Source organism: Actinokineospora sp. NPDC051303, from assembly GCF_055586285.1.
In genome coordinates, this window is sequence record NZ_JBVJIN010000012.1 from 122,138 (window position 1) to 148,676 (window position 26,539).

General features: G+C 71.2%; 17 protein-coding genes and 2 pseudogenes. 6 read left to right on the forward strand and 13 right to left on the reverse strand.

The window, feature by feature from the left end:
- The first annotated feature begins 11 nt into the window (after window positions 1–11).
- The gene (locus tag ACZ6SD_RS12425) at window positions 12–191 is read left to right on the forward strand and encodes a hypothetical protein (protein WP_465317011.1); all 180 of its coding nucleotides are present in this window, start codon (window positions 12–14) and stop codon (window positions 189–191) included.
- 89 nt (window positions 192–280) lie between these two features.
- On the opposite strand, the pseudogene ACZ6SD_RS12430 reads toward ACZ6SD_RS12425, so the two are convergent.
- Window positions 281–817: pseudogene (locus ACZ6SD_RS12430) on the reverse strand (hypothetical protein); the annotation flags it as partial.
- A 28-nt stretch (window positions 818–845) separates the two neighbouring features.
- Here ACZ6SD_RS12430 and ACZ6SD_RS12435 point away from each other — a divergent pair.
- Window positions 846–1,190, forward strand: a complete 345-nt coding sequence (locus tag ACZ6SD_RS12435) for a hypothetical protein (RefSeq protein WP_465317012.1) — start codon at window positions 846–848, stop codon at window positions 1,188–1,190.
- On the opposite strand, the gene ACZ6SD_RS12440 is transcribed toward ACZ6SD_RS12435, so the two are convergent.
- Window positions 1,165–7,731 carry a LamG-like jellyroll fold domain-containing protein gene (locus ACZ6SD_RS12440; RefSeq protein ID WP_465317013.1) on the reverse strand — a complete coding sequence of 2,189 codons (6,567 nt, stop codon included), beginning with the start codon at window positions 7,729–7,731 and terminating at the stop codon, window positions 1,165–1,167. The two genes, ACZ6SD_RS12435 and ACZ6SD_RS12440, sit on opposite strands and share 26 nt — an antisense overlap.
- Before the next feature lie 162 nt (window positions 7,732–7,893).
- On the opposite strand from ACZ6SD_RS12440, the gene ACZ6SD_RS12445 reads away from it, so the two are divergent.
- On the forward strand, window positions 7,894–8,361 hold the full coding sequence (locus ACZ6SD_RS12445) for a hypothetical protein (protein WP_465317014.1): 468 nt from the start codon (window positions 7,894–7,896) through the stop codon (window positions 8,359–8,361).
- A gap of 18 nt (window positions 8,362–8,379) precedes the next feature.
- On the opposite strand, the gene ACZ6SD_RS12450 is transcribed toward ACZ6SD_RS12445, so the two are convergent.
- From ACZ6SD_RS12450 to ACZ6SD_RS12475, 6 genes are all read right to left on the reverse strand, one after another.
- Window positions 8,380–11,091: an alpha/beta hydrolase family protein gene (locus ACZ6SD_RS12450; RefSeq protein WP_465317015.1), complete on the reverse strand. Its 2,712-nt coding sequence runs from the start codon at window positions 11,089–11,091 to the stop codon at window positions 8,380–8,382.
- Window positions 11,092–11,291: 200 nt separating this feature from the next.
- Window positions 11,292–14,084 (reverse strand): hypothetical protein, encoded by a 2,793-nt coding sequence (locus tag ACZ6SD_RS12455; RefSeq protein WP_465317016.1) that lies wholly within the window; start codon window positions 14,082–14,084, stop codon window positions 11,292–11,294.
- A 161-nt stretch (window positions 14,085–14,245) separates the two neighbouring features.
- Window positions 14,246–14,923 carry a response regulator transcription factor gene (locus ACZ6SD_RS12460; protein WP_465317017.1) on the reverse strand — a complete coding sequence of 226 codons (678 nt, stop codon included), beginning with the start codon at window positions 14,921–14,923 and terminating at the stop codon, window positions 14,246–14,248.
- Window positions 14,916–16,385, reverse strand: coding sequence for a sensor histidine kinase (locus ACZ6SD_RS12465; RefSeq protein WP_465317018.1), 1,470 nt, complete (start codon window positions 16,383–16,385; stop codon window positions 14,916–14,918). Before ACZ6SD_RS12465 ends, ACZ6SD_RS12460 begins: the two co-directional genes overlap by 8 nt.
- Window positions 16,372–16,821, reverse strand: a complete 450-nt coding sequence (locus tag ACZ6SD_RS12470; protein ID WP_465317019.1) for a hypothetical protein — start codon at window positions 16,819–16,821, stop codon at window positions 16,372–16,374. The genes ACZ6SD_RS12465 and ACZ6SD_RS12470 overlap by 14 nt, the downstream gene beginning before the upstream one ends.
- Before the next feature lie 115 nt (window positions 16,822–16,936).
- Window positions 16,937–19,216 (reverse strand): SulP family inorganic anion transporter, encoded by a 2,280-nt coding sequence (locus ACZ6SD_RS12475; RefSeq protein WP_465317020.1) that lies wholly within the window; start codon window positions 19,214–19,216, stop codon window positions 16,937–16,939.
- Between the two features lie 407 nt (window positions 19,217–19,623).
- Between ACZ6SD_RS12475 and ACZ6SD_RS12480 the strand changes: the two genes are divergently transcribed.
- Window positions 19,624–20,997: an alkaline phosphatase PhoX gene (locus ACZ6SD_RS12480; RefSeq protein ID WP_465317021.1), complete on the forward strand. Its 1,374-nt coding sequence runs from the start codon at window positions 19,624–19,626 to the stop codon at window positions 20,995–20,997.
- Window positions 20,998–21,103: 106 nt separating this feature from the next.
- Here the strand turns inward: ACZ6SD_RS12480 and ACZ6SD_RS12485 are convergent, their stop codons facing one another.
- The 5 genes and pseudogenes from ACZ6SD_RS12485 to ACZ6SD_RS12505 form a co-directional block, all read right to left on the reverse strand.
- Window positions 21,104–21,793: an NlpC/P60 family protein gene (locus tag ACZ6SD_RS12485; protein WP_465317022.1), complete on the reverse strand. Its 690-nt coding sequence runs from the start codon at window positions 21,791–21,793 to the stop codon at window positions 21,104–21,106.
- A gap of 64 nt (window positions 21,794–21,857) precedes the next feature.
- Window positions 21,858–22,106, reverse strand: a complete 249-nt coding sequence (locus ACZ6SD_RS12490; RefSeq protein WP_465317051.1) for a hypothetical protein — start codon at window positions 22,104–22,106, stop codon at window positions 21,858–21,860.
- An 11-nt stretch (window positions 22,107–22,117) separates the two neighbouring features.
- Window positions 22,118–22,423 (reverse strand): poly-gamma-glutamate biosynthesis protein PgsC/CapC, encoded by a 306-nt coding sequence (locus ACZ6SD_RS12495; protein ID WP_465317048.1) that lies wholly within the window; start codon window positions 22,421–22,423, stop codon window positions 22,118–22,120.
- A gap of 136 nt (window positions 22,424–22,559) precedes the next feature.
- A pseudogene (locus ACZ6SD_RS12500) lies at window positions 22,560–23,316 on the reverse strand (WXG100 family type VII secretion target); the annotation flags it as partial.
- 12 nt (window positions 23,317–23,328) lie between these two features.
- A complete protein-coding gene (locus tag ACZ6SD_RS12505; RefSeq protein WP_465317023.1) occupies window positions 23,329–23,520 on the reverse strand; it encodes a hypothetical protein in 192 nt (63 codons plus the stop codon).
- Between the two features lie 678 nt (window positions 23,521–24,198).
- Between ACZ6SD_RS12505 and ACZ6SD_RS12510 the strand changes: the two genes are divergently transcribed.
- Together ACZ6SD_RS12510 and ACZ6SD_RS12515 are read left to right on the forward strand one after the other, a co-directional pair.
- Window positions 24,199–24,909: a hypothetical protein gene (locus ACZ6SD_RS12510; protein ID WP_465317024.1), complete on the forward strand. Its 711-nt coding sequence runs from the start codon at window positions 24,199–24,201 to the stop codon at window positions 24,907–24,909.
- Between the two features lie 142 nt (window positions 24,910–25,051).
- Window positions 25,052–26,506, forward strand: a complete 1,455-nt coding sequence (locus ACZ6SD_RS12515; protein ID WP_465317025.1) for a hypothetical protein — start codon at window positions 25,052–25,054, stop codon at window positions 26,504–26,506.
- Window positions 26,507–26,539 lie beyond the last annotated feature (33 nt).

A 26,539-nucleotide genomic window follows, 5' to 3' on the forward strand; every position in this document is an offset into this window, starting at 1 on the left:
CGCAGGTGGCCGTGTCGCAGAACTGGTCCCACGGCACGTCCGGCCAGTTGTCCCGCTTGCTCGCCACGCAGTCGCCGCCGGGCACGCACCGGTCGGCCACGGTGAACTCGACCCGGCCGGTCGCCGCCGGGCCGCCCGCGCCCTCCCGCAAGCCGTACTCGATCGCCGCCAGCCAGCCGCCGCGAATGTAGGAGACGGCGGTGTCCTTGACGTTGAGCCCGTAGGAGTTCGCCTCGCTCTGGTACTGGTACAGCGTCATGTTTCCGTTGCGGTCGACCACCTTGTCCAGGTTCCACCGCCACGCCTGCGCGCAGTGCGACGCGGCGAACGTGGCGCCGTGGCAGGGTTCGGCGCTGTCGTCGCCGAACACCGGGACCGTCCAGGTCGACTTCGACTCCGGGCGCGACCCGAAGAAGTACTGCGTCCCGTCGACGGTGGTGATCTTCCAGTGCTCGCCGTCGTGGTCGCCGTTGCCCGCGCCGGTCAGCCGCTCCACCCGCGAGCCGTCGTCCGCGCGCGGGCGCCACACTCCGGTGGCGTCATCCCTGACCAATGGGCCGCCACCGCCCGGGTAGGACGCGGTGGCGTTGTCGCTGCGCCAGCACAGGTCGCCGACCCGGCCCGGGTCGACCCCGCCGTCGGTGTCGGCCACGCACGGCAGGTACGCGCGCTCGATGAACCCGGCCTCCAGGTTCCAGCCGTCACCGGCCCAGGACGCCTGGTTGTTCGTCGCGCTGGTCCGACCGTCCACAAGGGACGACCGGTACGACAGGGCCACCTTCGGCTCCGTGCCGCCGGGAGCGGGCGGCACGCGCATCGGGTAGGTCCAGGTGAACTCGCCCGCGTTGAGCCCGACATCCCAGCTCGCCGACGGCTCCAGCGGTGTCGCGGCGGCCGTGCCCGCGCCGTCGGCTGGCGCGGCCGGACCGGTCTGGTCGCCGTGCAGCGCCTGGGAAGTGGCCTGGTCCGGGCCCCGGGTCGCCATGTCCTGCCGGGTCACCGGCGTCGAGCCGACCCCCGGCAACGGCACCGACGGGCCGCCTTCCGCCGCCGCGGTCAGCGGCGGCAGCGCGACGACGAGAGCGGCCGCCACGGCGGCGGTGAGCCCGCAGGCGAGGAGTCCCCGCACTTTTCCTCCAGTGGTTCTCACGCGGATTCCGGTGGTCATGCCGACCTCGTGGCGACGGTGAGCACATAGCCCAGCTGGCCCTCGACGGTGTGGCCCTCACAGGCCGCGTCGGTGGACAGGAAGTGGTCGCCCCAGGCCACGCACCGGTAAAGCGGCCTGCTCGGCGGCCCGCTGGGCGGGCTGGTCCACAGGCGCCCGGTCACCCCGAGCACCGTCCGCTGCTCGCACTGCGGGTCGGTGGACAGGAACTGGTCCACCCCGTCCAGGCAGCTCATCAGCGGGATCGTTCCGGCCTCCTCGGTCAGCGCGACCAGGCCGAGGTCGTGCTCGACCCGGTATCCGGCTGGCGTGCCGTCGACCGAGCCCCAGTGGTCGCCGTTGGCGTCCACCGACCGCGTCAGCGCCGCGTAGGCGGAGACGTAGCCCAAGGTGTGCTCCCGCGGCGCGCCCTCGCAGTCCGGCCGCAGCGACTCGAAGTGGTCCGGGCCGGTGTTGCACCGCTGCACCGCCACACTCACCCCGGACGGGGGCGGCTGCGCGTAGACCCGCGCCACCTCGCCCAGCGCGACCTGCCCCTCACAGCCGGGGTCGGTCGTGGTGAAGATGTCCGCGCCGAACAGGCACGAGTACAGCGGGATGGTGCCCTCGGCGCTGGCGGGCGGAAGCTGGCCCAGGACCGCCTCGAACCGGTACCCGGCGCGCGGGGGCAGCTCGGCCGACCCGGTGTAGCGGTCGCCCGCGTCGTTGGCGAACCGGGCGAGCTGCCCCGCCGATGGCGCCGCCCACTTCGCCCGCGCCGCGATCTCGGCGTCGGCGACCGCGCCGAGGTCCACCCGCACCTCGTCCAGCGAGCCCGCGAGGAAGTCCGCGGGGAGGCCGTCCCGCTTGCCCCGGCCCATGGTCAGCGGCCCGTCCGCGACCCAAAGGCCCACGTCGTCGCGGGAACCCGCGAGAGCGCCGTCGACGTAGAGGCGCACCTGGCGCGCGGGGTAGTCGTAGACGCCCGCGACGTGCGTCCAGCGCCCGGCCTGGGCGGGCGCGCTTGACGAGGCGTAGACCAGCTCCGCGCCGTCCGCGTCCTGCACGGACCCGCCGAACGCCCACCGCTGCGACGCGGACCGGTACTGCAACACCACCCCGCTCGCCCGGGTGCCGTCCTGGCCGACGACGGTCTGCACGCGGTCCGTGCGGTCCAGCTTCACCCACGCGGACACGGTGAAGCTGTCTCGCGCCGCGATGCCGGGCGCCGTGGTCGCCGCCGCGTCGTCCACCCCGTCCAACCGCAGGCCCTTGCCGTTGACGCCCGGGCCGAAAGCCGCGTTGGTCGTCGCGTCGTTGTGCCGCCAGCCGTAGTCACGGGCGGTGCTGTCGTTGAACCGCCAGGTGTTGTACAGCGGCGCGGGCATGTCGTCGTGGACCTTGCGGACCTCGCCCGCGTTCAGCGTCCGCGAGTACAGGCGCACGTCGTCCACGCCGCCGGAGAATCCGCCGACGCCCACGCCGTTGAACTTGCCGCGCCCGAACGCCACCGGGCCGGTGGACGCGGGCACCCGCACCCCGACCCGCGCCACGGACAGCATCCCGTTGACGTAGAGCCGGACCTGGCGCAGCACCGGGTCGTAGCTGACCGCCAAGTGCGTCCACTCGTGCACGGACGCGGCGTCGGCCGAGAGGACCGCGGTGGTGACCGGGTTGTCGGTGTCGGTCTCCGGGACCACCACAGCCCACCGCTTGCTCGCGGCCTGGTAGCCCACGGCGAACGCGCCCGCCCGGTTGCCGTCCTGGCTCAGCGCGATCCGGTCAGTGGCGGCGTTGTCGAGGTAGACCCACGCGGAGGCCGTGAACGCCCGCGAGGTGTCCAGCGCCGGGCCGGAGGTCTGCGCGTGCGCGCCGGTCCCGTCGAGCCACAGCGTCTGGCCCGCGCGGCCACCGGTCCAGGACACCGCGCCGGTGGCCGTCGCGGTCTGCTTGCGCGCGCTGTCGTCGGCCAGGCTCGTGTCGAACCGCCAGTGCCCGGAGTCCGCCGTCGGCAGCGCGGCGGGCGGCGCCTCGGCCGCGTAGGACTTCACCAGCGTCCGCACCCGGTCCCGGTCCAGGACGCCGGTGTGCACGCGCACGTCGTCCACCGAGCCGGTCCAGTGGTTCGCGGGCTGCCCGTCCTGCTGGCCGCGGCCCACGCGCAGCGGCTTGTCGACGTGCCACGGGTCGTGCAGCACGCCCTCGCCGACGCGCTCGCCGTTGACGTAGAGGAAGATCGCCCGCGACGGCGCGTCGTACACGCCCGCCAAGTGCGTCCACTGGTCCTCGTCGGCTGGCTCGGCGGCCACCGCGGCCCGGGTCAGCGGCGAGTCCGGCATCGACTGCTCGGGCATCTCGAACACCCACTTGCCGAAGCTGTGCTGGCCGTCGTCGGCCACGTGCCCGAGGCGGAACTTGCTGCTGGTGACGCCGTCCAGGCTCACCGCGTCCTGCCTGCACACCGGGGTCGTCTCCGGCAGGCACTTCGTCCGCAGCCGCACCCACGCGGTGACCGTGAAGCTGGCGTCGGTGCGCAGGTCAAGACCGGTGGTCGACCCGGCGTCGTCCACGCCGTCGAAGGCCGCCGCGTTGCCCGCGCGGCCGGGGCCGAACCCGGCCCCGCCGGACAGGGCGACCGGCCGGGTCCCCACGTTGTCGGTGGCGCTGCTCCCGGCGCTCTCGTCCAGCCGCCAGTGGTGCGCCAGGGTCAGGTCCCGGCCCGCCAGGGCGCGGACCTCGGCGGCGAACAGCCGCCTGCGGTAGCCCGCCGCGTCGTCCACCGCGCCGGGGAAGTAGTCCGCTGCCGCGCCCGCCCGCCTGCCCCGGCCGATCTCGATCCCGCCCGCCGGGTTGACCGCCTGCGGGTGGGCCGCGCTGCCCGCCTGCGTGCCGTTGACGTACAGGTGCAGCGTCGTGCCGTCGAACACGCCCGCCAGGTGCGTCCACGCGCCGACCGCGGCCAGGCCGCCGACCACGCGGTCCACCGTCGCGCCGTCGGTGTCCGACCGGGGCGCGGAGAACGCCCACCGGCCGTCCGCGGTCACGTGCAGCCGCGCCGCGCTGAGCCGGGAGCCGTCCTGGGACAGCACGGTCGGCTCACCGCCGGTCCGGTCCAGCCGCGCCCACGCGGTCAGCGTGAACGCCCGGTCGGTGTCGACGGTGTGCGCGGCGCTGACATGGTCGTCCACGCCGTCGAGGTGCACGGCCAGGTCGGCGGGCGCGGGGTAGGCGCTCTGGCCGCCGGTCCACCCGGGGTCGCCCGCGAGCGTGCCGTGCCGGTCGCGGCCGGAGGTGTCCGCGGCGTCGCCGTCGAGCGCCCACTCGCCGCCCGCCACGTCGTCGTGCCCGAGGATGCCCTCGATCTCGCCCGCGTCCAGGGTCCGGCCGTAGAGCCGGACCTCGTCCACCGCGCCCGGCCAGTGCTCGGCGGGCGCGCCCGCCGCGAAGGCCCGGCCGACGGCGACCCGGCCGCCCGCGGACCACGACTGGCCCGCGCCGGTCGCGGTCGCGGCGAGCACGCCGTCGACGTAGAGCGACGCCGTCCGCGTCCCCGCGTTCCACACCCCGGTCAGGTGCGTCCACTCACCGGTCCGCACGCTGCTCGGGGCGCTCTGCGCGGTGGCGTTCGGGGTGGCGTTGCCGTCGCCCGCGGTCAGGGCGAACACCCACCGGCCGTCGCGCTGCCCGAGGGTGAAGCCGCTGGACGTGCCGCCGTCCTGGGAGACCGCCGTGCACGCGGTCCCGGCGCGGTCGAGCCTGACGTACGCGGTCGCGCTGAAGCTGTTGTCCGTGCGCAACGCCGGGCCGGTCGAGGTCGCCGCGCCGGAGACGCCGTCGAGGGTGAGCGCGCCGCGCACGGCGCCCTTGTCGGTGCGGCCCGCGCCCGCGCCGAGCACCAGCGCCTCGCCGCCGGTCACCGCGTTGGCCGCGGTCGCGCCCTCGGCCTCGTCGAACTTCCACTGCCCGGCGCGCACGTTGTCCTGGCTCATCGCGGCCCGGACCTCGGTGTCGGACAGCACCCGGTCGAACACCTTGACCTCGTCCACCGCGCCCTTGAAGTGCCTGCCGTCCGCGCCTTCCCAGCGGGACCGGCCGAGCACGAGGTCGCCCGCGGCGTCGAAGGCGACCGCCCGCGGCGCCGTCGCGGCGAGCACCCCGTTGACGTAGAGCCGCACGCGATCGGCGGCCGGGTCCGACACCGCGGCCAAGTGCGTCCACACCCCGGTCTCGGCCGTCACGTCGCTGTGCGCGGCGACATCGCCCGGATGCGGCGTCGCGTCCGCGCCCGGCAGGTACAGCTCCCACACCGCGCGCGTCTCCAGCCGCCGGTAGCCCAGGATGAACCCGGCGTTGACCGCGCCGTTCTGCGACAGCGCCGTGCTCGACTGGCCGACCGCGGGCGCCTGGTCGAGCCGCACCCACGTCGACACCGAGAAGCCCGCGTCGGTGCGCACCGCCCGCGGCGCGACCACGTGGTCGTCCACGCCGTCGAGCGCGACCGCCTGGCCCACCGCGCCCGAGGTGAACACCGCGCCGCCGCGCAGTTCGCCGTGCCGGTCGCCGAGGTGGGCGGTGTCGCGCACGTCGCCGTCGAGGGACCACTGGCCCACCGGCCCGTTGCCCGCGCGGACGTAGGTGCGGTGCGTGGTCACCGGGCTCCGGTGCCCGGCGCGGTCGACGGCGCGCACGTACAGGGTCCTTGGCCCGTCGCCGGGCGGGGCGCTGAGCACGACCGCGTCGCCGCCGAGCGCGGCGGCGTCCACCCTGGTCGAGGGCGGGTCCTGCCAGCCATACAGGTAGTGGTCGATGTCGCCCGTCCCATTGGCGCGGAAGGTGAACTCGCCCGCGACGCCGACGCCGCCGTGCCACCGGCCGTCGTCGGCGTACAGCCCGCTCTCGACCAGCGGCGCCGCGGCGACGCCCACCCGGTCCACGACGAAGGCGGTCCCCTGCGCGGCCGGGCCGTCGTGGTCGTCCCTGCCCAGCACGCTCCACGTCACGGTCTGCCCGTCGCGCTGGCTCAGGTCGACGTCGGTGCTGAACAGGGACCCGGAAATCTGCGGCTCGCCGATCCGCTGCTCGCCTTGCACCTGCCACACCGGCCGCACCTGGTTGCCGTCCGGGTCGGACAGTCGCGCGATGAGCCGCACCGTCTGGTTGCCCACGTAGGTCTTTCCGTCGCACCACTTGCACGGCGGGGCGAACAGCGGGTCCGCGCTCAGGTCGCTCGGCGCGTTCGGCCGGGTGTTGTACTCGACCCGGATCACCACGGAGGCGGGGTCGTAGCGGCGCCACGCGTCGGAGTTCTGCTCCTGCTCGGCCTGAATCCAGTAGGTGGAGACGCCGCCAGCGACGATCGCGTTCGGGTGCGAGACGTCGAAGCCGACCGGCTGGTAGCCGGTGCAGCCGGTGTAGTTCGACTTCACCGGCACGGTCTGCACGTGCAGGCCCGCTGGCGCGTTGTGCCAGTTGGTATCCGGGTGGATCTGGCTGGTGGCGCGGTAGAGCACGTGGTTGTTGGTGACGCACTTGGGGCCGTGCGCGACGCCCGCGTCCAGCGACGCCCGAATGAGCTCCTTGCCCGCGAGGAACCCGGTGTCGAACTGGAAGTACGACCGGGCGGTGCCGATGCCGTTGCAGCCGCTGAACCCGCAGTAGCCGACCTTGGCCCAGTTCTGGCCGTTGGCCTCGACGTCGTTCGCGCCGTTCCAGTGGCCGCTGCCGCTTCCGGTGCCGGAGAACGCCTTGGTCCACGCGGACTTGCCGAAGGTGTGCGGGTTCGGGTCGATGGTCACCGGGTACGCGCCGTCGCGCAGCAGCCCGGCGTCCGGCGCGAGGGTGAGCACGGAACCGTCCACAGTGGTCACCACCGGCGCCCGCCTTCCGGCGGCGTCCCACATCTCGGCGGGCGGCGACCCGAACAGCGCCCGGCCATCGGGGTCGGTCGCCACCAGCCCGCCGTCCGCGGTGGTCCCGAACGCCACGCCCTCGGCGCGCATCCCGAGCGCCACCCGGTCGACCGCGGCCCCGCGCTCGCGCACCACGAGGTGCTGGGCGAACCCGTCCCGCTCGGCCAGCAGGACGAGGTCCACCCCCGGCAGGACCTGCTCGTAGGTGGCCGCCGCGCCGGACAGGCGCGGCGCGGGCAGCGTCCCCGGCCAGGTCAGGGCGATCATCCGGCCCGGCGTCCCGTAGCGGACCATCGGCCCGTCGCCGCCGCCGGAGAAGGCGATCTCCGCGGCCGCGGCCACCGGCCCGACAGACCCGTCGGCCCGCCGCTCCAGGGTCGGGTCGACCGAGACCCACCCCTGGGCCCGGCGCACCCGCACCGGCGCCGCGGCGACCTCGGCCACCAGCGCCCCGGTCGGCTGGGCGCGCACCAGCCGCTCTTGGGTGGTCAGGTTCGCGACCACCACCGGCGTCCCCTGCCGCGTGGCCGCGGCGATCGCCGCGGCGGTGTCCTCGGCCTCGGCCACCGGCGGCGGCGCTGGCACCTCGGTCGGCATGTCCCGGGAGACCACGATCGTCGTCGCCACCAGCGCGAACCCCACAGCGGCCGCGCTCGCACGTCGGAGCAGTGTCACGGTGTGCCTTTCCCTCGCCCCAGAAACCCGAGCGAGAATGGCAGCCCGCGCACTCATCCCACTGTCATCTCACTGTCATCCGGACGACCAATCCCGTGAACCTGCCCGGGGCGATCCGGCGGATGGCCTAGCGTGTGGGCGTCCTACAGCGAGGGAGGAAACGTGATCAGGTTCGGACACGTGGTGGCGGCGGGGGCGTGCGCGCTCGCCCTGGCGGCGTGCGGCGGCGGCGCCGAGAGTGGGAGTCCGGCGGCGACGACACCGGCGGGCCAGCAGGCGCAGAGCGAGACGGGCAAGCCCGCCTCGGCGGGGCTGGGCTTCTGCGACGAGTTCAAGGCCAACGGCGGCAGCGGCGCGTCGTTCAGCCAGTTCCAGGTCTGGCTGCCCAAGTCCGACGTCCTGCCCGAGGTGGAGGCGGCGCTCAAGGTCATGGGCGACATCGAGCCCCCGGCGGAGATCGCCGAGGCGTGGACCGCCAAGAAGACCTACGCCACCAAGCTCAAGGCCGCCCTCGAACCGCTCGCCGACAACGCGACGCTGGGCGACACCCGGGCGTTCGGCGATGTCGCCGACCTGACCGCGGCCACCGACAAGCTCACCAAGTACTACTTCGCGAACTGCAAGAAGTAGCCCGCGTCCCCGGGGCGGTCACAGGATGATCGTGAACGCCCCGGGGCTGGCCGGTCCGGTGTTGCCCGCGGCGTCGCGCGGGGTCGCGGTGACGGTGTAGAAGCCGTGCAGGCCGGTGGTCGACACGCGCCAGGTCGCGCAGCCCGCGGCGGCGCAGGTCGCGGCGCGGGTGATGCGCTGGCCGGTGAAGAAGTTGACCGCCGTCACGGTCACCTCGGCCGCGCCGGACAAGGAGTCCGCGGCCGTGCCGCCGAGTTCCGTCCCGGCGCGGATCAGTCCGGCGGGGGCGGTGACCGTCGCCGTGGGCGGGGTGGCGTCGTAGCGGAACGCGAACGGCGCCGGAGCGCTGACGTTGCCCGCCTTGTCGGTGCACGTGCCGGTGAGCGATCCGGTGGCGGTGTCCGGGCCGGAGTACGCGGCCTTGGTGCACTCGGCGATGCCACTGGGGTCCGTGCCGGACCAGGTGGCGGTGAACGGCTTGTTGAACCAGCCCCCGGCATCGGGCGCGCGATCGGCCGCGGCCGTCACACCCGAGGGCGGGGTGGTGTCGGCGATGTCGGCGAAGAGGCCCTTGGCGAACGCGAGCGCGTCGGGCAGGGCGACGTCCGGGGTGCCGGTGTGGTCGCTGGGGTAGGTCTTGTAGGTGTGCGGCTGGTTGTTCGCGGCGAGTGCGCCGACGAGCTTGTCGGTCAGGAACGGCGCCACGGTGCTGTCGTCCTTGCCCTGGGCGATGAACAGCGGCCGGTCGTAGCCGGTCACCGGCACGTCGAACACCGAGCCCCACGCCTGTCGGAACGGCTCCCCCAGGTCCTTGGTGAACATGTCGCCGAGGTTCACCGAGGACATCCGCGCGGCCATCTCGTAGTAGCAGAGATTGCGCGCGTCGGCGACGACCTCCTTGCCGAGCGGGGTCAGGTAGGCGTCGAAGCCGAAGTCCGGGCGCGCGACGTCGAACCCGGCGAAGATGTAGGCCAGCAGCGTCTTCGTGTCCAGGTCGACCAGCGACGGCGGGAACGTCGGCCCGATCAGGGCGACGAAGTCCGCCAGGTTCGACGGCGCGCCGTGCGCGACGGCCCCGCGGAAGTCCAGCTCCGGCGCGTACCGGGTCGCGGCGTTCGCGGTGAACAACGCCGCGTGCCCACCCTGCGACTGCCCCGCCACCAGCCAGCGCGGCGACAGCCCCGGCGTGACCGCCCGCGCCGCCCGCACAATGTCGATCACACCGTGCGCCGCGACCCGCCCATCGAGGTACGGGTGCTCCCCCGGCGTCCCCAACCCGGCGTAATCGGAGGCGACGACCGCGTACCCCGCGGCAAGCCACTTCGACAGATACGAGATCCGGTCCGCCCCGGTCACCGACGGCGCGCACGAGTCGCCGAGCCCATGCGTGCCATGCGCCCACGACAGCACCGGCCAGCCACCGGCGGGTGGGGAGCCCTTGGGCAGGTAAACCAACCCGCTCACCGTGGTCGCCGCCCCGCCGATCCCCGTCGACGCGTAACGCACCTGGTACCCGCTGGCCGCGTCCGCCGGCAGCCGCCCCGCCGCCAGCGGCGTCGTCCCGACCACCGTCCCCGGCGCGCCGGGTCCCGGAGCGACCCCGTCGAACACGCCCTTGGCGAACGCGAGCGCGTCGGGCAACGCGGCGTCCGTGGTGCCGGTGTGGTCGGTGGGGTAGGTCTTGTAGGTGTGCGGCTGGTTGTTCGCGGCGAGGTCGCTGGCGAGCCGCTCAGCCGTGAACGGCGGCACGGTGGCGTCGTTCGTGCCCTGGGCGATGAACAGCGGCCGGTCGTAGCCGGTCACCGGCACGTCGAACACCGAGCCCCACGCCTGCCGGAACGGGTCGCCCAGGTCCTTGGTGAACATCTCGCCCAAACCCACGTTCGACATCCGCGCGGCCATGTCCGCGTTGCAGAGTCTGCGCGCGTCGGCGACGACCTCCTTGCCGAGCGGGGTCAGGTAGGCGTCGAAACCGAAGTCCGGGCGCGCGACGTCGAACCCGGCGAAGACGTAGGCCAGCATCGTCTTCGTGCCCAGATCGACAAGCGACGGCGGGAACGACGGCCCGATCAGCGAGACGAAGTAGCTCAGGTTCGACGGCGCGCCGTAGGCGACCGCGCCGCGGAAGTCCAGCTCCGGCGCGTACCGGGTCGCGGCGTTCGCGGCGAACAGCGCCGCGTGCCCACCCTGGGACTCCCCCGCCACCAGCCAGCGCGGCGACAGCCCCGGCGTGGCCGCCCGCGCCGCCCGCACGATATCGATCACCCCGTGCGCCGCGACCCGCCCGTCGAGATACGGGTGCTCCCCCGGCGTCCCCAGCCCGGCGTAGTCGGAGGCGACGACGGCGTACCCCGCGGCGAGCCACTTCGACAGATGGCCGATCCGGTACGGTCCGACCACCGACGGCGCGCACCCGTCCCCGAGTCCGCTGGTGCCGTGCGCCCACGACAGCACCGGCCAGCCACCGGCGGGCGCGACGCCCTTGGGCAGGTAAACCAACCCGCTCACCGTGGTCGGCGCCCCACCGATCCCCGTGGACGCGTAACGCACCTGGTACCCGCTGGCCGCGTCCGCCGGAAGCCGCCCCGCGTCCAACGGCACCGTCCCGACCACCGTCCCCGGCGCCTCCGCCGCCCCCGCGACCGGCGAGCCGACCCCCACCACGATCCCGCCCGCGACGGTGGCCGCGGCAAGCAGCGCTCCGAGCAGACGCCGACGAACTCCCGACACGGCGGACCCCTGTTCCCAGGACGGCCGCATCCGACAGTGGCCGACTACCTGGGAACGGTAGGAAGTCCATTTGACCTGGTCAAGCGGCGGTGTCGGCGTGCGTGAAACCAGTGTCCGCCAACCGCGATTCTGTGGGAATGGTGACAAAGCCGCCGCACTCCGATTCCGTGCTCGCGGAATCGGAGTGCGGCGGCCGGGTCCTACTCGACCTCCTGCTCTTGCCCGCCAGAAGGCTTCTGGAGATCGGGGTCGATCCGGTAGGTCATGCCGCCGAGCGGAATCCCGTCGGCCTCAAGGTGGACCTGGATGTCGCGGCCCCGGCTCTTGGCGACCTCGTCCGCGGTGAAGTCCTCGCCCGCGGCCAGGCGCAGGCGCAGGGTGCGCTTCTCGCCGGGGCGCAGGCGCAGGTCGGCGGACTCGGGGACGTCGAGGCGCCAGCCCTTGCGCTTGAGCAGGTCGGGGAGCTGGACCCGGATCTGGAGCGTGGCGGGCTTGGGGCGGCTGTTGCCCGCGACGAACACCGCGCCGTCGAGAGCGGCGATCAGGGACTCGCCTCCTCCGCCGCCGGGGACGATGACCACGTTGCGCTGGCCCACGTTGTTGTCGTGCGGGACCAGCCGCCACTCCTCGATGGTCTCGTTGCCGGTGAAGTGGTCGACGTTGCTGGGGTCGCCGTCCGTCGAGGCGATCATGAGGGTGCAGTCGTGGCCGAAGACGTTCTCGTTCGGGGTCCACTCGAACGGGCCGAGGACGACTTCCTCCGCGTTGCCCGGGTCGATGCTGTCGACCGTGAGCCCCGCGGCCGGGCCCATCGGGGTGAAGTCCGTGGGCCAGGTGAGCCCGGCGCCGGGCAGGCAGTGGAAACCCTTGACGACGACCTCGCCGGACGCGGCCGTGCCCCGGTTCTTCACCTTGACGTACATGAAGTTCGTCGCCCCGGCCACCGCGTTCTGGTGCCCGGGGAGGCCGTCCGGGCTGGTGCGGTTCCACATGGACTGGTTGTGCCAGTGCACGGCCTGGAACTGGTATTCGCCCGCGCGGCCGTCGTCGATGTGCACGTCGACCTCGGGGGCGGCGCCGCCGTAGCTGCCCTGCTTCTCGAACGCCCAGCGGGCCACCTTGTTGTACGCGCCACCGGAAAGGCCTTCGGAGGTCCAGTTCTGCAGGTCGGCGTCCTGCAATTCCTCGCACCACAGCTGCGCCCCCCGGCCGGGGACGTTGGTCATGGTCACCGGGTCGAAGTTGCTGGGGTTGGTGGCGGCGGTCAGGTTCTCGGTCGTGCGCAGGATGAGGTAGATCGCCGCGCGGGCGGCGAACTTGCGGCGGCCCAGGCTGGTGTGGTCGCCGCCCAGGGACCGGTAGAGCCGGAAGTGGCAGGTGGCCAAGATCTGCTCGGCGTTGTACCCCACCTGCCCCAGGTCGTTCGGGCCGCCCCAGGCCCAGGTCGGCACGGCCCGGTCGAAGCGCCGCTCCTCCTTGAACGGGCGGAACGGGGCGTAGCGGAACCGCTCGGGAACCGCACGCAGGGCGGACTCCGGGTCCTGGCGGATGGCGGCGAGACCGTCGCCCGCGCTGTGCGAGAACCCGAGCTTGCCGGAGCCGACGTGGTCGCCGAGCGAGCCGTGTCCGGCCATCTCGTGCCAGTGCACCCAGGGGTCGACGGCCCGGCCGAGGGGTTCGGCGAGGTTGGTGACGTCGCACAGGCCGTAGCACATGTGTCCGGTGCCGCCCGCGCCGTTGGGCACCCAGTGCGCGTTGATGGTCTCCGCCTCGGCGGCGCCGAGGCCGCGGTGGTCCATCGGGATGGGAAAGTCGGTCCCGTCGAAGTAGGAGGCGATCGGGAAGCCGAGGTCCTCGATGTACCGGAACAGCTCGGTCTGGTGGTAGTACGCGTTGACCGCGGCGAAGTCGTTGGTGCGCGGCTGGAATGTGTCGAAGTTCTGGCCCGCCGGTCTGGTCGGCGAGGCGATGGCGGGACTCTCGACGTTCTGGATGACGACGTAGGTTCCGCTGAGGTTCTGGGTGTTCCCGACCGGCGCGTCCAGATCGTTGAGCACCTCCAGGGAGTCGTGGTCGTCGAGGACCGTGTTCCCGTCCGCGGAGGTGACCATGAGGTTTCCCGAGCCGACGTTGGGGTCCTGCCGGAACACCAGCCCGCTCACGCCGCAGGTCAGGCATTCCAGGTACAGCACCGAACCGGTCTCCGGCTCCACCAGCGCGAGCCACACCAGGTGGCCGTGGTCGGGCAGGTCGTACCGGAAGACCAACTCGGCGACAAGGTAGGCGCGGCCCTCCTGAATCCCTTCCGCCACCGGGGGAAGGTCGAGGACCGGCGCGTCGCCTTCCTCCATCGACCCTCCGTCGCCCCGGGTGGGCTGACCCGCGAACCGCTGGTCCGCGATGTACTTGTAGACAACGAACTTCCCGCTCATCAACCCGGTCCGGTCGCCGCGCTCGGCGGGCGCGTCGACTCCCAGCAGAGACCGCACGAACGGCGCGGAGTCGTCCCCGGGTGGCGGCGCCGCCCCACGGACGGGCGTGGCGGGGAACAGCTTCTGGTAGCGCTCGATCGCCTCTTGCGCGGGCAGTTCCCCGTCCAGGTCGTCCTCGGTGTTGTCGCTGACGGCCACAACCCGGGTCGGCCCGTGCTCGACCTTCACGGTCAACCCGCGCCGCCACACCGGAATGTCGAAATAGGTCTGACAGTAACTGACCACAGTGGACCCTGACCGCTGTCTCTCCTCATCGAGCCGGTATTCGATTCCCTGCTGGACCGGCAGCAGGTTCTGCGCGCCCCGGTCCAGATTCCGCAGCCGCTCCCGGGGAATGCTCAGCGCGTCGGCCATCTCGTCCAGATACCGGCCAGCGGCCAGCCGAGGCGCGTTGTCCTCGGCGATCCGCCGCTCCTGGCCGTGCCGGATATGGCGCACCCGGCCGCTGTCGTCGGTGGTCACGTGCGCTTTCAGATTCGCTTCGTAAACGGTGCTCGTCATTGTCGATCTGCCTCCCGTCGGGTCGATTCCCGCGCACCAGCGGACCACAGCCCGCCGCACCCGGGAGCCCGTTCCCTGGCCTCTGCCCCAACGGACGGCACCCCCGCCCCTTCGGCCGCCCGGTTATTCGGCGAACCGGCTCCGGCGCCGCGCGACAGCGTTCACGGGGTGCTCGTGGGCAAATCGGTGAGCCGGTAGCCGCGGCCGCGGACGGTGCTGATCCAGGTGGCGCCGACTTTGCGGCGCAGATAGCGCACATAGACGTCGACAATGTTGGAGTCGCCGTCGAAATCGGGGCCCCACACCGTGGCCAACAGGTGCTCGCGGGAAAGCACTTGGCCGCCGCTGCGAAAGAACGTCTCAGCCAGGGTGAACTCCCGGGCGGTCAGCTCCACGGCGTGGCCGTCCACTTCGATCACCCGCGCGTACAGGTCGAGGACGATCGGCCCGCACCGCAGCCGGTGCGGGTCCGAGCGCTCGTCGTCACGCAGCCGACGACGGATGCGGGCCAGCAGCTCGGCGAACCGGAACGGCTTGCTCAGGTAGTCGTCCGCGCCCGCGTCGAGCCCGGCGACGGTGTCCTCCTCCCCGCCGCGGGCGGTGAGGATGATGACCGGGATCGCGCAGTGCTGCCTGCGGAGTTCGCGCAGGACCGCGAAGCCGTCCATGCCGGGCAGCCCGATGTCCAACAGCAGCAAATCGTGGTCGCCGGAGAGCGCCTGCCGGTACGCGGCGTGGCCGTCGGCGACGACGGTGGCGCCGAATCCGTTGGCGCGCAGGCCGCGCTCGATGATGGCGGCGATGCGGTCCTCGTCCTCGGCGATGAGGATGTCAGGCACTGGTCAGCTCCGGGGTCGGGGCGGGCTGCTTCGCGGTGGGCAGTTCGAGGGTGAACACCGAGCCGTGGCCGGGGCGGCTGTCGAGGCGGACCCGCCCGTGGTGGGCCTCGGCGATGGCCTTGACGATCGCCAGGCCCAGCCCGGCCCCGCCGGACCGGCGCCGCGGCGTGGCCCGGCCGAACCGCTCGAAGATGTGCGCCTGCTGGTCGGCCGGGATGCCCGGGCCGCTGTCGCGCACCCAGACCCGGGCCAGGCCGTCGCCGGTGTCCCAGCCGATCCAGATCGGGTCGCCGTCGTCGGTGTGCTGGGTCGCGTTCTGCGCGAGCTGGATCACCGCCTGGTCCAGCCGCTGCCGGTCGGCGTGCAGCAGCGTGGGCGTGGTGTCCCTCGGCCGTTCGAGAATCCAGTCGCGCGGCGCGAGCGCGCCCGCCTTGGCGTAGACGTCCTCGACGAACGTGGTCAGCTCGACCGCGGCGGGGTGCAGGAAGTCCGGTCGGCGGGTGGTGGCGAGGGTGAGCAGGTCGCCCACGATCCGGCTCATCCGGTCCAGCTCGTCGGTGACCAGCGCGATGGTCTGCCTGCGCTCCGCCGGGTCGTCGCCGAGCAGTTCGAGGTTGGTGCGGATGATCGTGATGGGGGTGCGCAGCTCGTGGCTGGCGTCGTCCACGAACTGCCGCTGGGTGGCGAAAGCCTCCTCCAACCGGTTCAGCATGGCGTTGAAGGTGGCGGCGAGATCGGCCATCTCGTGGTGCCCGGTCACCTCGATCCGGCGGGTGAGGTCGGACTCGCTGATGGACCTCGCGGTGTCGCGCAGCACGCGCAGCGGGGCGAGCAGGCGGCCCGCGAACAGCCAGCCCACCCCGGCGGCGAGCAGCAGCGCGCCCGCGCCGACGATCGCGTCGGTGACGATGGCGTGCTCGATCTCGTCGGCTTCCTCGTCGGGGAAGGTGGCGATCACGAACGTCCCCCGGGCGGGGTCGGGCGGGTTGGTGACGGGCACGACCGCGTAGCGGACGCGCCCGGCCGCGGTGACGGTGTCGCCGTAGGCGGGGGTGGTCGCGGCGGACAGCATGGCCAGCAGGGCGGGATCGCGGGCGAGTTCGGCCGCCGCCCCGACCGCGTCGCCGCGCAGCGGCTTGCCGTCGACCAGGGCGAGGAACGCCTGCTCGTCGTCGGGCCGGATCGCGCGCAGCGCGAGGTCGAGCAGTTCGGCCACGTCGATGCCGCGCTCGCCTGCGAGCTCGGCGTGGCTGTGGATCGTGGAGCGGAACTCGCTGACCTCCTCGGCGAGCCGCTCGTCCATGCGCTCCCGCAGCTGCGTGGTCAGCACGACCGCGGTGGCCGTGATCGTGAGGGCCAGGGTGAGCCCGGTGAGCAGGAGCATCCAGCCCAGGATGCTCAGCCGCCGTGATTTCCAGGCCCGAACCCGCGGCTGGTGGGCGGCGGCGTCAGTCGTCGTCATCGTCGGATTCGCAGTCGTCGTCGCAGTCGGCGGTGGAGGTCGGGGTCCGGGTGGGCAGCGGCGCCCGGGCGGCGGGGTCCGCCGCGGGCGCCTGGGTGGTCAACGGCGCGGGGGCCGCCGTGGTCGTCGCCACGGGGACCGGTCGCGCTGTCGTGACTCGCTTTTCGGTGACCTGGACGCTCTCGGCCTGCTCGCGGGGTGTGGTCGGCGACGCCGACCACACCCCAGTGGCCTTGGTCGGGTCGCTCGGGTCGGTGGGGCCGGTGCTGGGCGGCGTCAGCGTGGTCGCCACGCCGGACGGCGGCCCGACGATCGTCACGGGCTCGCCCAGCGGGGGTGGCTGCGCCCGTTCGGACAGGATCATCAGCGCCGCCGCGAACAGCACGAGGGCGCCGCCCATCAGCGCCGGGGTGAGGCGGCCGGTTTGCACGTGCACAGCGCTCCTTGGGTGGGTACGGCGGATGCCACCTCCAGGCGGCGGTGGCTGGAGGTGGCATCCGCGGGGCGGTTCACCGGCGGCGCGAGGGGGCACGCCGCCGGTGAACCCGTGGTCAGACCGTCGCGGGTTGGGGAGTCGACTCCCGCGACTGGTCGACCGGGCCGAAGTGGCCGGTGGCCGGGTCGAGCAGATGGACCGCGGCGGTGGCGATGTCGAAGTACATGCCGACCAGCCGCAGCTCGCCTGCTTCCACCCGGTCGCGCACTCCCGGGTAGGTCATCAGGTTGTCCAGTTGCTGCGCGACATTGGCGTGGCACAGGCGCTCCAGCTCCGAGCGACCGTCGCCGTCCACAGTGGACACAGCGGATCCGTTGGACCCGTTGGACTCGGCGGACACAGTGGACTTGCTGGACTCGCCGACGAACCGGTCCAGCGACCGCGCGCCGTGCCGCAGCCACGAGTCCAGCGGCCCGCTCGCCTCGCCCGTGCCGCGCCCGGCCAGCAGGGCGCCCATCGCGCCGCAGCCGGAGTGGCCGCACACCGTGATCGTGGCGACCCCGAGGACCTCGGTGGCGTACTCGATGGTCGCGCTGATCGAGGCGTCGGAGTCGTCGCCGTGGCACGGCACCAGGTTGCCGACATTGCGGGCCATGAACAAGTCGCCCGGCCCGGTGCCGGTGATCACGTGCGGGACCAGCCGGGAGTCAGCGCAGGTGATGAACAGCTGCGACGGCGACTGGCCGCCCGCGAGCCCCTCGAACAGCGGGCGCAGCTTCGGCGCCGCCTCCCGCTGGAACTCGCGGACACCGCGCAGCATCTGGTCTTCCGGCTCGTCCTGGGGGCGGGTCCGCTGCAGCGGCAGGAACCAGGGCACGGCCGGAGTGGACTTGCTGCTCCCCGGTTCGCCGGAGGCGGCCCGCTCGTACCAGTCCTCGTGGATCTCGTCGATGTCGACCCGGCCGCCCATCCGCTCGTGCGCGGTGCGCCAGTTGTGCAGCGCCTCGAACGCGGCGTGGTCGAGGAAGTCCACCCGCAGGTCGACGTCCACGTTGGCGCCCGCCGGGATCTTCGCCAGGGTCTTGGACAGCGTGGGCACCGACACGAACGTCAGCGAGCCCTGCACCGTCACGTGCCAGTCGTCGCCGCGCTCCTCGGTGCGGATCTTGGTCTGGGTCAGCCGGTACAGCGAGAGCAGGATCGCCGCGGCGATGCCCAGCATCACGCCTTCCATCAGGTTCAGCTCGACCACGCCGAACGCGGTGATCGCGTACAGCGCGAACTGGCGGTGCCGCCGCAGGGTGCGCATCTGGTTGATGTCCATCATCTTGACGCCGACCATCACCAGCAGCGCCGCCAGCGCGGCCAGCGGAATCTGCTCCAGCAGCGCCACGGCGAGCAGGGTGAACACGATCACCCACACGCCGTGCAGCATCGCCGACGCAGGCGTGCGCGCCCCGGCGGCGACGTTGGTGGAGCTGCGCACGATCACGCCGGTCACCGGCAGGCCGCCGAGCGCGCCGGAGGCCATGTTGGCCAGGCCCTGCCCGACCAGCTCCCGGTCGAGGTCGGCGCGGGGGCCGTTGTGCATCTTGTCCACCGCGACCGCGGACAGCAGCGACTCGATGCTCGCGATCAGCGCCACGGTGACCACCGCGATCGCGATCCCGGACCAGCTTCCACCGGGCATCGCGGGGAAGATGAAGCTGCCCAGCAGGTCGTCCGGCAGGTTGACCTTGGGCACGCCCAGGCCGAGCACCGCCGCCGCCGCGGTCGCCAGCACGATCGCGACCAGGGGCGCGGGCAGCACCTTGAGCTTGCCCGCCACCTTGGGCCAGGCGAGCAGCACGCCGATGACGAGCAGACCCAGGGCGAGCGCGCCGGGGTTGAGCCGGGCGACCGCCTCGGGCAGGGCGGCGATGTTCGCGTTGGCCGAACTGGCCGACTTGCCACCGAGCATCACGTGGACCTGCTGCAGCACAATGGTGATGCCGATCCCGGCGAGCATGCCGTACACGATCGCCGGGGAGATCGCCAGCGCCGCGCGGCCGACCCGCACCGCGCCGAGCACGACCTGCAGCGCGCCCGCCGCGACGGTGATCGCGCAGGTGGCCGCCCAGCCGTATTCCTGCACCAACTCGGCGACGACCACGGTCAGCCCGGCCGCCGGGCCGCTCACCTGGAGCGCGGAACCACCGGCGGCGGCCACGATCACGCCACCGGCCGCGGCGGCGATCAGGCCAGCGGTGATCGGCGCGCCCGAGGCCAGCGCGATACCCAGCGACAGGGGGATCGCGACCAGGAACACCACGATCGACGCGGGCAGGTCATACCGCAGGGCGGCCAGCGACCAGCGGGACGCTTGTTTCGTCGGAGGGGACTGGGAGGTAGGCATGAGTCATCCTTCTTCCGTGTCTCTACGGTCGGCCCGCGGCCCGGCTGCCGACCGTCGGATTCGAGGAGCGCCGGACTGACGCGACTTCGCGATATCAGATCGGGCCGAGGTGAACACCGCGTGACCTCGAAAGGAATGCGCGCCCGCCATCCCGATGCGCTCCGGCGGAAAGTGGATGAGAATCCTCTAATGTAATCGTTTTCGCATTCACCATACCCCAATCGGACCAGCTTCCCGCGCCGACGATCTAGACACATTGCCGATCCACATGAGAACCCTCTCATAAAAGCGCGGCACAAGCACTTCCCGGAAAACCAGGTCATCCATCGTTCATCTATTTGTTGAGTTGTGTCGACGCGCGCCTATTAGCGTTCGGCCGTTCGCACCGCTCCCGAACTGGAGAAATCGTGACCAATAACTTTTCCGGGCGCCGCACCTTCCTGAAACGAGGACTGGCCACCGCGACGGCGCTGGCCGCGCTCGGCCCGCTGGAGGCCCTCGGCAGCCGCACCGCTGGCGCCGCGCCGATGACCAAGCTCGGCGCGAGCCCCGACTACGGCCCGCTGTCGCCGGTGAAGGACCAGACGACCGGCCTGGAACTGCTGGCGCTGCCCAAGGGGTTCGAGTACCTCAGCCACGGCTGGACCGGCGACATGATGTCCGACGGCAAGCCCACCCCCGGCAAGCACGACGGCATGGCCGCGTTCCGCCGGGCGGACGGCGCCGTCGCCCTGGTCCGCAACCACGAGGTCAGCGCGTACTCCGGGGCGTTCACCGAGCCCGCGTACGACCCCGCCGCCGCCGGTGGCACCACCAACCTGGTGTTCGACCCGAGCAAGGGCGAGTTCCTGGAGTCCTGGGCCAGCCTCTCCGGCACGATCCGCAACTGCGCTGGCGGCCCCACCCCGTGGGGGACCTGGCTGAGCTGCGAGGAAACCACCGAACTCGGCCCGAACGGCGCCCGGCACGGCTACGTCTTCGAGGTCCCCTTCGACCGCAAGGGCGACCCGAACCCGATCAAGGCCATGGGCCGGTTCAGCCACGAGGCCGTCGCCGTCGACCCGGGCACGGGCATCGTGTACCTCACCGAGGACGCCACCCCGTCCGGCTTCTACCGCTACCTGCCCGCCCAGCGCGGCAACCTCGCCGCGGGCGGGCAGCTCCAGATGATGGTCGTGCGCACCCCGGACGGCTCCTCCTACACGACCTACGCCGACGGCACCGGCGTCACCTACGACACCTCGTGGGTCACCATCCCCAACCCGGACTACGCGCCCGGCGAGACCCGCCCGGCCGAGCAGGGCGCCGCCCTGGGGGCCGCGGTGTTCAAGCGCCTGGAGGGCGCGTGGTGGGGCAACGACCGCGTCTACATCGTCTCCACCAGCGGCGGCCCGCAGGGCCAGGGCCAGGTGTTTGAATACGACCCGAAGTCGGAGCGGATGCGCGTGCTGTTCGCCTCCCCCGACGCGTCGGTGCTCAACAACCCGGACAACATCTGCGTCAGCCCCCGCGGCGGCATCGTCCTCTGCGAAGACGGCAACGAGGGCGAATACCTGCACGGCCTGACCACCGCCGGGGAAATCTTCCCGTTCGCGCTCAACCAGGTCGTGATCCCCCAGGGCGGCGTCCCCGGCAAATCCGTCGCCCCCGGCGACTACCGCGGCTCCGAATGGTGCGGCTCCACTTTCGAGCCGAAGAACGGAAACTGGCTGTTCGCCAACGCCCAGAACCCCGGGATCACTTTCGCCATCACCGGCCCCTGGCTCACCGGCTCCCTCTGACCGTCCCCGCGGAGTCGATTCCGCACGGCCCGCGCCGCCGCCCCGGCGGCGCGGGCCCGGACGCCTTCGTGAGACGCCGCACCGGCAACCGGACCGTCCACAGTGGTCACACCCGTCGCGCGGCTCGCCAGGCGCGGGAGTAGTTGCCGTCGTCGTCGAGTAGGGAGGTGCCGCCGAGGTCGCCCATGGTGGGGCCGTTGGCGCGTTCGCGGCTGGAGATGAATCGGTGGTGTCCGGTGGTGTCGATGCCGAGGTAGAGGGCGACGTGGTCGATCTGCTCGTCGCCCTCCAACTGGAAGAACAGCAGGTCGCCGGGTTGCGGGGCGGCGTAGTCGGTGACCCGGTCCCCGGTGTCGGGGATCAGCGCGACGCCGGGGCCGGACTCGGCGATGGCGTAGGCGCGGCGCGGCAGGCCAGGGCCGGGGGTGTTGCCCGAGAGCAGGGGGTAGCCGGAGCGGTAGCCGAAGACCAGGCGAATGAACCCGGAGCAGTCGGTGGCCCCGTAGTGGCGCGGTTTCGGCTTGCGGGTCACCCCGTCGCCGAACTTCCAGGACACCCCGAGGTAGTCGATGAAGTCGGACTGCTCCAGCCTGCCCGCCCCGGACACCGCGACCGGCCCGAACGCGGCGTCACCGCGAAACCGCACCCCGCGCCGGTCGCGCTCGGCCGGCGCGCCGTGCTGGTACTCGGTCATGATGCCCAGGATGTCGGGCTTGGCCGGGTCCCGCGCCAGCCAGGACGCGAACCACTCGGCGCGCTCGTCGCTCGCCCGCCAGGGGCCGGGCAGCAGCCGCACCCACGCGGTCGTGGCGACCTGCGCGAGGTGAACTCCGGCTCGGCGAACACCCGCCGCGGCCCGGTCACCACCGCCGTCCGCGCGCCGTCGGTGAACGTGGCCACCACCACCACTGTCCGATCCGGCCCGGCCAGCCGTAGCTCACCGCGCCACTGTCCGCGGCGAGCGCGCGGTCGTCCACCACGATCGCCGCGGGCGCGGCCGGACCACCCACCGGCCTGCCCACATGCGTGGCGAAATGCACCACACCCCACGCCGCCAGGCCGATGGTCACCGCGAACGCCGCCCCACGGGCGATCTTGAGCGCCTGCACCCGGTTCCTCCTCACAGCACCGTGGGCACGAGACCGACAAGCACACCACTGACGATCACCCCGTAACAGGCGAAACTGACCGTGCCGGTCGCCACCAACGTCGCCACCCTCGGCTGCCGCACCAACTGATAAGCGATCAACCCCGGAACGACGAACCCCAACGCCTGATGAGCGAACAACACCGGATAATCCTGCTGGACCACCACGATCATGGTCGTCTGCAACACCACCCCGGTCAGCACCACAGCAGCGAACTGACGCTTGCCATACAGATTCACGAAGCGCTGCAACAGGACCACCGCGCCGAAGGTCGGCACGGCACACGGTCGTGGCGTGATGCCTCGGCGCCGCGCCGGGAGTCCGGTCGAGCAGTCGGATGATCGCGTCGACCGCGGGCAGGAGAGCCATCGGGTCGATACGGCGGGCATTGTGAGGTAGACGAATCCGGACTCGAACGATCTTGTCAAGGAACTGGCGCAGCTTGGCGATGACACGGGCCACGCGGCTGCCCGTGGCCGCGACCCGCACGCCGGTCGCTGTCCCCGCCGCGGCCGTCGACGCCCCGAAGCTGGGCACCGCGGCCGCCAGCGCCGAAATCCAGATCATGATCAACCACGTGATGAGCTCAGTGAGGATCGCCTTGATGAAGTCCTCGGTGATCGTCATGATCATGCTGGAGGTTTGCAGCATGCGCGCGAGTTCCCCGGCTTGGCCCGCGACGCCGTCGATACCGTTGGCGAACTCGCCCAGTTTCGTGCTGGCCGCCTCCGCCGCGTCGCCGCCCCAGGTCTTGACCGACTCCCGCAGGTCGGCGTCGAGCTGCTTGCGCAGATCGGCGACGCCCTTGGCGATGGCGTTGAAGTTCTCCGCCGCCTGAGACAACGCTGGACTGTCACCGCTGACGAAGTGGATCGCGTCCTCCAACGGCTGCACCACTGATCAGAAAGTTCAGCCCCTGCTCGACCAGCCAACCGATCGGGTCCACCGCGATGCCGTAAGCGGACGTGCCGAGCGACCCGATCAGCGCGGTGCCCTCGGAAGGCAGCCCGAGCAACTCGGAACTGTCCGCACCGTCGCTAAGCCTCCCCTGCGCCTCACGCATCTTGAGGTAAGCGCCGTAGAACAGGGCGACTTTCGCCGCCTTCTCACCCGTGGTCTTCTCGCCGAGGGTGATCTCGACGCCACCGGCCTTGGTCTTCTCCTCCGCCACCGGAATCCCCGCCTATCGCTTGTCGATCTCGATCCGCGTGCCGTCGAAAAGTTTCTTCAACGCTTCCTCTTGCTCCGCATAGCCCTGGGCAGTGCCCCGGAACTTGTCCGAACCGGACCGCAAACCCTCCTGCAGGCCGGTGAACAGGCCCGTGAGAAGCTCCAGCCCCGGATTTTCCTGGGGAAGCAGGCACTGGTCAGCCAACCGACTGATCCGCTACTCTGGACGGTCAGTCCGCCCGTTGGGCGAGCACGACGACCCGGTCAGTTGGGGACACCCGGTTGGCCAGGATGGCGCTCACGGTGTCCTTGACGGTGCCCACGGTCAGGTATATCTGCACCCCATCGGGCTTCCTTGCACGATCAGGACAAGCACCTCACGCTCCCGCGGCGTCAGCCGGGCTTCGAGTTGATCCTGGCCACCTCGCCACGTTCGACTCGGACGAATGCCACCGATCCACACCAACTCGTCAACACCGCGCGTACCTCGGCAGGCGTGCCGAAGCGGATCAGCGCACGGTAGGTTCCGATCCACCGTTCCCCCGGTGCTTCAGGTTGACCAGAACGGTGGGAGCGCCACACGAGCTTCGGTGACCGTCCGTCCAGCGGCATCAACCACCATGACCACCCTGCAGGCGTCGTACTCGGCGCCGGAAATCATCGAGCCTCTGTGGCACTGAAAAGCGCCGCGTATGGACTGGTTCTCGCGTTCAGGTTCGGCGGTGCCTGCGCCAGCGGGGACCGTAGCGGCCGTTGGTGCGTTCGGCGTAACCAGGGGAGGGAACCTAATCACCTTGTCAACCAGGGCTCGATGTCGTTACATTGAGGCGCGAAGCCGCTGAATGCGGCCACAGGGAATCTGGGGAAACACAAGCGCGCACGCGTGAAAACGCACTTCTTCTGCCGTGCGTCGGAGGATCACATGTCACCAAAATTATGGGTCCGCCGTGCCGTGACAACGGCTGCGGCAGGCACACTCACACTAACCGCGGCGCTCATAATTCACCATCACAGTGACAAGGAGAAGCCATTCGATGAGTCGGCCGCCCGCCTCACGATGCAGAACTATCTGACTGAACGGGCATCCCATCTGACCGGAGTCGCGACCGCGGCGCCTGATGCTGTCACCGACAGGCTCAAGACCCAAATCAGCGCGGATTCGGCACGAATTCGTGAAGAACGGGACCGATTCCTGAAAACTCGCGCCATCGATTACACTAAAGTGCGGGTAAAAATGGCCGTCGACCAATTTCGGCACGATGGGGAACACGCGGTGTCAGTATTCGTTCGCGAGACGACCGTCTTGCAATATCACCATCAAGAGTCCATGGAACCGCGTGAACAACGGTACGAGATGGACCACGTGTTCAGCTTCACAGACGAGGGCGGGACGTGGTTGCTCGCTTCGGCGACGCCAATGCCGGACGAAGGACCGCCACCACCAACGCACCCCGAACTCCACCCGGCACCATTGACGAGCGCCGCGCCCCCGGCCACCTCGTCAACGACCCCACCGACGGCACCTCAGGCACAGACGTCCGAACCTCCGCACGAGGACGAGGGCTACGACGAGCCGATCGACGGAGAGGACTGACATGAGAACCACATACAGACGGAGATCGCTGGCGATCATTGTCGCGACGGCCGCCTGCGTCGGCCTGCTTGTCCCGACAACACCGGCCAGCGCGTCGAGTTCAGCCGTCGCCACTGGGGACAGCACCGTCGACCGCAGACCGGTGGCCTGGAAGAACCGAGACCACTGGTCGACCCCCGATGGCTGGAAGGTGATCCCCTACCACTACGCGGGTGACAACTCCTCGTTCGGCTCCGGCGACCGTTACCGCGCGCGGTTCAACTACTCGGCCGCAAGCGCGCTCGGGTCCTCCGGCCGCGACGAGATCACCGGAATCCAGGTGCCGTGGGCAGGTATCAACGACCGCGGACTTGGACTCGTCCAAGTCGACGGCGCCACGTTGAAGGCGGAGTTCGCCGAGAGCCACGGATTCCTGCGATCGCAGGTCGCGAACGGGATTACCCAGGGTTTCCTCAACCACATCATCCTGTCGCGGGCCGAACACGTCGACGATGTAGAGAACATCCTCCGCGACACGAACAACGGCGGCGGCTTCAACGGGTCGACGGCACGAAACACCGCGACGATCGTCACCGTGTTCGACCGATGGGGCAATGGCGCCACCTTCGAGATCGACGGCAACAGTTTCGCCCGCGACAATGTCGACCGCACCTACAACCAGGACAACTTCACTGGCGCGTTCGACAGCCCACACAACGACGACAAGGATTTGCTCAGTCCGGGCAACGGAACGTACAACGGGTACGACTGGCGCACTAATTATACCAAGGTGCGCCACAAGAAGCCGAACGGTTTCCCCTACCACGTCGATGTCGCAACGACCGGTATCGACACCGCGACCAAGAAGATCACCAACTCGGGAGTCGTACCCGACGGCGTGCACGACTGGCTCACCAGCACGAGCGCCCTCAAACGGCAGACCAGGGTCGGCATCCGGATGGACGACCCGCACCTGAAGGACTACCGGTTCTTCATCCAGAAGAACGTGGGCAGGCAAGGACTGCCCAACGACTGGTACATGGAGTCGCTGGCAAAGAACGTCGGAGAACTGCCATCGGAGTCGAGTGCGACGCAGAAGTCGACCGGGTGGCATGTGAACCGGTTCGTCTCCACCTTCGGCGTCGTCGTCACTGGGGCGAAGATCGGTGACCCCTACGACGGCAAGCTGAGCACTATGTGGGTGGCACTCGGCGAGCCGACGGTCAGTGTGTTCGTGCCGCTTTTCCCGTACGCGGGACCGCCGCCGCAGACGCTGAACGACATGTATGCCCACAGCAACCAGAAACGTCACCAAGTGTACGACTACAGCGATGACGCCTCGTGCGGCTACAGTTGCGGCCGCAACGTCGACCACTCCATCAACCTCATCGCGCTGGCGGGCGATCCCGCGGTGGGCGCCGGATACTACGGCGAGGGCGGTATCCAGCGGTACACCTTCGCGATCGAGAACTGGGCGTTCACCGAGTACGACCGGCTGATGAATGAGCTCCGGTCGGGGCCCCTTTCAGACACTGCGCTGAAGCAACGGCTCGCCGAATGGCAGAACAACACGGCGAACTTCATGGAGATGCACTATGTCAACGGCACCACGCCTTGAGAGGGGCGGTTATGGAACACGATCAGTTCCGAC

Coding starts and splice junctions, on each gene's coding strand:
- ACZ6SD_RS12475 (WP_465317020.1), bottom strand. CDS start 19,216: ATGCCTACCTCCCAGTCCCCTCCGACGAAACAAGCGTCCCGCTGGTCG.
- ACZ6SD_RS12465 (WP_465317018.1), bottom strand. CDS start 16,385: ATGACGACGACTGACGCCGCCGCCCACCAGCCGCGGGTTCGGGCCTGG.
- ACZ6SD_RS12455 (WP_465317016.1), bottom strand. CDS start 14,084: ATGACGAGCACCGTTTACGAAGCGAATCTGAAAGCGCACGTGACCACC.